The organism is Pseudomonas sp. LAMO17WK12:I10 (genome assembly GCF_900215185.1).
GTDB lineage: Bacteria > Pseudomonadota > Gammaproteobacteria > Pseudomonadales > Pseudomonadaceae > Aquipseudomonas > Aquipseudomonas chlororaphis.
The window spans coordinates 1-6,527 of the sequence record NZ_OBDX01000061.1 but is presented as its reverse complement, the minus strand read 5'-3'; the positions used below and the strand labels follow the sequence as shown (position 1 = coordinate 6,527).

The following is a 6,527-nucleotide window of genomic DNA, read 5'->3' as shown; positions in this document are numbered from 1 at the left end:
GGTCCGCTGGTGGCGCACATCATCGCCACCGGCGAACGCTATGAAATGACCCCGGCGGATTGCGAGCTGCACTTTATGTCCTTCGCCTTCGACGGTTCTCATGAGGGCTGGATGCACCCGCTGATCAACGGCGCCCGGGTGCTGATCCGCGACGACAGCCTGTGGCTGCCGGAACACACCTATGCGCAGATGCATCGTCACGGCGTGACTGTCGGTGTGTTTCCACCGGTGTACCTGCAGCAGCTGGCCGAACACGCCGAACGCGACGGCAACCCGCCTGCGGTGCGGGTGTACTGCTTTGGCGGTGACGCGGTGGCGCAGTCCAGCTACGACCTAGCTTGGCGCGCCTTGCGTCCGACCTACCTGTTCAACGGTTATGGCCCGACCGAAACCGTGGTCACGCCGCTGCTATGGAAGGCGCGTAAGGGCGATCCATGCGGCGCGGCCTATGCACCGATTGGCGAGCTGTTGGGCAACCGCAGCGGTTACGTGCTGGATGCGCAACTGAACCTGCAACCGATTGGCGTGGCCGGTGAGCTGTATCTGGGCGGCGAAGGCGTGGCCCGCGGTTACCTGGAGCGTCCGGCATTGACCGCCGAACGTTTTGTCCCGGCCCCGTTCGGTGCACCGGGCAGCCGCGTGTACCGCAGCGGCGACCTGACCCGTGGCCGGCCGGACGGTGTGGTGGACTACCTGGGTCGAGTCGACCACCAGGTGAAAGTCCGCGGTTTCCGTATCGAGCTGGGCGAGATCGAAGCGCGCCTGCGCGAGCAGGACTCGGTGCGCGAAGCGGTGGTGGTGGCCCAGGACGGGCCGAGCGGCAAGCAGTTGGTGGGTTACATCGTCACCCTGGACCCGACAGTGGCCACGGATGCTGCCGCCCAGGCGACGTGCTGCGAGAACCTGCGCCGGGCGCTGAAGGCTCGTCTGCCGGACTACATGGTGCCGACGCACCTGATGTTCCTGGAACAGATGCCGCTGACCCCCAACGGCAAGCTGGATCGCAAGGGCCTGCCCCAGCCGGACGCCAGCCTGTTGCAACAGGAATACGTGGCCCCCGAGAGCGAGTTGGAGCAGCAGATCGCGGCCATCTGGGCCGAGGTCCTGCGCCTGCCGCGGGTGGGTTTGAACGACCACTTCTTCGAGCTGGGCGGTCATTCCCTGCTGGCGACCCAGATCACCTCGCGGGTGCATGCCGAGCTGGGGCTTGAAGTGCCGTTGGCCGCGCTGTTCCAGACCGAGTCGTTGCAGGCCTATGCCAAGGCTGCCGGCGATTGCCGGTCGGGCAGTACTGCCGATTTTGATGATCTTAGAGATTTCTTGAGCGAACTTGAGGCGATTTGAACAATGCTTTCCAATGAAAATATCGATCTGGTGTCTCGCTTCGTTCGCCTGCCTCTGGAACAACGCAAGCTGTTTTACAAACGGCTGCAAAGCCGTGGCATGAGCTTCGCCCAGCTGCCGATTGCCCCGACCCGTATGGAGGTCGACAGCCTGCCGCTGTCCTATGCCCAGGAACGCCAGTGGTTTCTCTGGCAGCTGGAACCGGACAGCGTCACTTACCACATCCCCAGCGCCCTGCGCCTGAAAGGCCGGCTGGACCAGTCCGCGTTGCAGCGCAGTTTCGATGCCCTGGTGGCGCGCCATGAAAGCCTGCGTACCCGTTTGCAGATGGATGCCGAGCGCACGCTGCAGGTGGTCGATGCCCAGGCCAGCGTCGAGATCGTGCGGGTCGAGGCCGAGGGCGCCGACGACGCGCGGCTCAAGACCCTGGTGGAAGCGGAAATCGCCCGGCCCTTCGACTTGCAGCAGGGCCCGCTGCTGCGGGTCAGGCTGCTGCGCTTGGCCGAGGACGAACATGTGCTGGTGCTGGTGCAGCACCATATCGTTTCCGATGGCTGGTCGATGCAGGTGATGGTGGCCGAGCTGGTGCAGTTGTACGCCGGCTACAGCCAAGGCCAGGACCTGCAATTGCCGGCGCTGCCGATCCAGTACGCCGACTACGCGCTGTGGCAACGCAGCTGGATGGAAGCGGGGGAGAAGGAGCGCCAGCTGGATTACTGGTGCGCCCTGCTGAGGGGTGAGCAGCCGGTGCTGGAGCTGCCCCTGGACCATCCGCGCCCGGCGGTGCAGAGCCAGCGCGGCGCGCGTCTCGACCTGAAGTTGGAGGCGTCGCTGGCGGCGGGCCTCAAAGGCCTGGCGCAGCGCGAAGGCGTGACAATGTTCATGCTCCTGCTGGCCTCGTTCCAGACCCTGCTGTACCGCTACAGCGGCCAGTCGGATATCCGCGTCGGCGTGCCGATCGCTAACCGCAACCGGGTCGAGACCGAGCACCTGATCGGCTTTTTCGTCAACACCCAGGTGCTCAAGGCCGATATCGACGGGCAGATGACCGTCACCCATTTACTGCAACAAACCAAGCAGCGCGCGCTGGAGGCCCAGGCCCACCAGGACTTGCCGTTCGAGCAACTGGTCGAAGCGCTGCAACCCGAGCGCAGCCTGAGCCACAACCCGCTGTTCCAGGTGATGTTCAACCACCAGGCCAACGCCCGTGGTGCCCGCGCCGAACAGCAGTTGCCCGGCCTGCGCGTGGAAGGCCTGGAGTGGGACAGCCACACCACCCACTTCGACCTGAGCCTGGACACCCAGGAGTCCGGCGACGACCTTTGGGCGTCCCTGACCTACGCCACCGACCTGTTCGAGGCGGCCACCGTGGAGCGCCTGGCGCAGCACTGGCAAGGGCTGCTGCGCGGCATGCTTGATAGCTCGCAGAAACTGATCGGCGAGCTGCCGCTGCTGAGCGCGGACGAACAGCGGCGCATGGTCCGGGAATGGAATGCCAGCGCCACCGTCACGGCGCAAGAGCCTGTGCATCGGCTGTTCGAGGCGCAGGCCCGGCAGCGCCCTGATGCCGTGGCCCTGCTGCTGGACGAGCAGCGCATGAGCTATGCCGAACTGAACCGCCAGGCCAACCGCCTGGCGCATTACCTGATCGGCCAGGGTGTTGGCCCGGAAGTGCTGGTGGGGGTCGCGGTCGAGCGTTCCTTCGCCATGGTGGTCAGCCTGCTGGCAGTGCTCAAGGCCGGTGGTGCCTATGTGCCGCTGGACCCGCAATACCCCCGCGAGCGCCTGGTGCATATGCTCGAAGACAGCGCCGTGCGCCTGGTGCTGACCCAGTCTCACCTGCGCCAGCGCCTGCCCTTGCCGGCCGATCTGGCGGCCCTGGATATCGACCTGGCGGACGGGCAATTGGCGCAGTGCGCCGAGAGCGATCCAGGGCTGGCGGTCGATCCGCACAACCTGGCGTATGTGATCTACACCTCGGGTTCCACCGGCAAGCCCAAGGGCGTGGCCATCGATCACGCCGCCCTGAGCGAGTTCGCCGGGATTGCCGCGGATTATTCGCGGTTGTCCCAGGATGACCGCGTCCTGCAATTCGCCACCCTGAACTTCGACGGTTTCGTCGAGCAGCTGTACCCGGCCCTGACCCAGGGCGCCAGCGTGGTCCTGCGCGGTCCCGAGCTGTGGGACAGCGCCCGCCTGTACAGCGAAATCATCCGCCAGGGCATTACCCTGGCCGATTTGCCGACCGCCTACTGGAACCTGTTCCTGCTCGATTGCCTGGCGGCCGGCCCGAGGTCCTATGGCGCCCTGCGGCAGATTCATATCGGTGGCGAAGCCATGCCGCTGGATGGCCCGGCGCAATGGCTGCGCGCCGGCCTGGGGCATGTGCGCCTGCTCAATACCTATGGCCCGACCGAGGCCACGGTGGTGTCCAGCGTGCTGGACTGCTGTGCGGCCGACGCGGTCACGGGCGCCACGGCCAGCCCGATTGGCCGCTCGTTGCCGGGGCGGGCCCTGTATGTGCTGGACCGCGACCTCAACCTGTTGCCGGTGGGAGCGGTGGGCGAACTCTATATCGGCAGTGCCAGCGGCCTGGCACGGGCCTACCTGCAGCGCCCGCTGCTGACGGCCGAGCGCTTCATGCCCGATCCGTTCGGCGCGGCGGGCGAGCGGCTGTACCGCACCGGCGACCTGGCGCGCTACCGCGCCGACGGCGTGATCGAGTACGTCGGCCGGGCCGACCACCAGGTGAAGATTCGTGGTTTCCGTATCGAGCTGGGGGAAATCGAAGCCTTGCTGCTGGCCCGGGCCGAGGTGCGCGAAGCCGTGCTGCTGGCCGCCGACAGCCAGTTGATCGGCTATGTGGTGGCGACGCAGCCGCTGACATCGCCAGAGCAGCAACAGGCCATGGGCGAGCGGCTCAAGGCCGCGCTGCGCGAGCAATTGCCGGACTACATGGTGCCTGCGCACCTGCTGTTCCTGGAGCGCATGCCGCTCAACCCCAACGGCAAGCTGGACCGTCAGGCCCTGCCGCAACCGGACGCCAGCCAGGCGCAGCAGGCCTGGATCGCGCCGGTGAGCGCCGTGGAGCAACAGGTGGCGGCGATCTGGGCGGATATCCTCGGCGCCGAGCGCGTCGGCCTCACCGACCACTTTTTCGAACTGGGCGGTCACTCGCTGCTGGCCATGCAGGTGGTCTCGCGCCTGCGCCATAGCCTGGGGCTGGAAGTGCCGCTCAGGACCCTGTTCGAACAGCCGCGCCTCGATGGTTTTGTCCGTGCCTTGCCGGCCGGCGATGCCAAGGGTGTGCAGGCACCGGCCCTGCTGCCGGTGGAGCGCGGCCAGCCCCTGGCCCTGTCCTATGCCCAGGAGCGCCAGTGGTTCCTCTGGCAGCTGGAACCCGAAAGCGCTGCCTACCACGTGCCCAGTGCCCTGCGCCTGAAAGGCCGCCTGGACCAGGCCGCGTTGCAACGCAGCTTCGACACCCTGGTGGCGCGTCATGAAAGCCTGCGCACCCATCTGCAGCAGGATGGTCAGCGCACGGTGCAGGTGATTCGCGGCGCAGCGTCCGTCGATATCGCATTGGCCGAGGCCGATAAGGCCCAGCTTAAAGCCCTGGTGGAAGCGGAAATCGCCCGGCCGTTCGACCTGGAGCGAGGGCCGCTGTTGCGGGTCAAGCTGCTGCGCTTGAGCGAGGAGGAGCATGTGCTGGTGCTGGTACAGCACCACATCGTTTCCGATGGCTGGTCGATGCAGATCATGGTCGATGAGCTGGTGCAGTTGTACGCCGGCTACAGTCAGGGGCAGAGCCAAGGCCAGGACCTGCAATTGCCGGCCCTGCCAATCCAGTACGCGGACTACGCCGCATGGCAGCGCGGGTGGATGGACGCTGGCGAAAGAGAACGCCAGCTGGACTACTGGATGGGCCAGCTGGGCGGCGAGCAGCCGGTACTGGAATTGCCGTTCGATCATCAGCGCCCGGCGGTGCAAAGCCATCGCGGCGCGCGCCTGGGCATCGCCCTGGACCCGCTGCTGGCCACCCAGCTCAAGGCCATGGCCCAGCAGCAGGGCGTGACCCTGTTCATGCTGTTGCTGGCCTCGTTCCAGACCCTGTTGCACCGCTACAGCGGCCAGGAGGATGTACGTGTCGGTATCCCGATCGCCAACCGCAACCGGGTCGAGACCGAGCGCCTGATCGGCTTCTTCGTCAACACCCAGGTGCTCAAGGCCGATATCGACGGGCAAATGACCGTTACCCAGCTGCTGCAACAGGTCAAGCAGCGCGCGCTGGAGGCCCAGGCCCACCAGGACCTGCCGTTCGAGCAATTGGTGGAGGCCTTGCAACCCGAGCGCAGCCTGAGCCACAACCCGCTGTTCCAGGTGATGTTCAACCACCAGACCGACGCCCGTGGCGCTCGCGCCGAGCAACAGTTGCCCGGCCTGCGGGTCGAGGGCCTGGAGTGGGACAGCCGCACCGCGCACTTCGATCTGGACCTGGATATCCAGGAAGCCGAGGAGGGCATCTGGGCCTCCCTGGGCTATGCCCTGGACCTGTTCGAGCCGGCCACCGTGGAGCGCATGGCCCGGCACTGGCAGAACCTGTTGCAGGCCATGGTCGCCGATCCACGGCAGAGCATCGGCCAGTTGAACCTGCTCGACAGCGCCGAACGGCAGCAGATCCTGACCCTATGGGATCGCACGGATTCCGGCTTCTCGGCCAAGCGTCTGGTGCATGAGCTGGTCGCCGATCAGGCCCGCAACAACCCGGATGCGGTGGCGGTGATCTTTGGTGATCGGCAACTGACCTACGGTGAGCTGGAGCGCAGCGCCAACCGTCTGGCCCGGGCGCTGATGGCCCGTGGCGTCGGCCCGGAAGTACGGGTGGCGATCGCCATGCCGCGCAGCGCGGAAATCATGGTGGCCTTCCTCGCGGTGTTGAAAGCTGGCGGCGTGTACGTGCCGCTGGACGTGGAATACCCGCGCGATCGCCTGCTGTACATGATGCAGGACAGCCGCGCCAAGTTGCTGCTGACCCATACCGCGGTGCAGCAACAGCTGCCGATCCCGGACGGGCTGGACAGCCTGGCGGTGGACCGCAGCGAGGAGTGGGCCGATTACAGCGACACCGCGCCGAACGTGGCGCTGGACGGCGACAACCTGGCCTATGTGATCTACACCTCCGG

At 66.4% G+C, this 6,527-nt stretch carries 2 protein-coding genes; both read left to right on the top strand.

Translation table 11 applies throughout. The annotated features are described in order from the left end of the window. The coding region (locus CRO75_RS32475) for an AMP-binding protein (RefSeq protein WP_143504299.1) at positions 1 to 1,344 on the top strand (1,344 nt) is incomplete at its 5' end. Between the two features lie 3 nt (positions 1,345 to 1,347). After that, positions 1,348 to 6,527 (top strand): non-ribosomal peptide synthetase (locus CRO75_RS31750; RefSeq protein ID WP_143504296.1); only part of this gene is annotated, 5,180 nt, incomplete at its 3' end.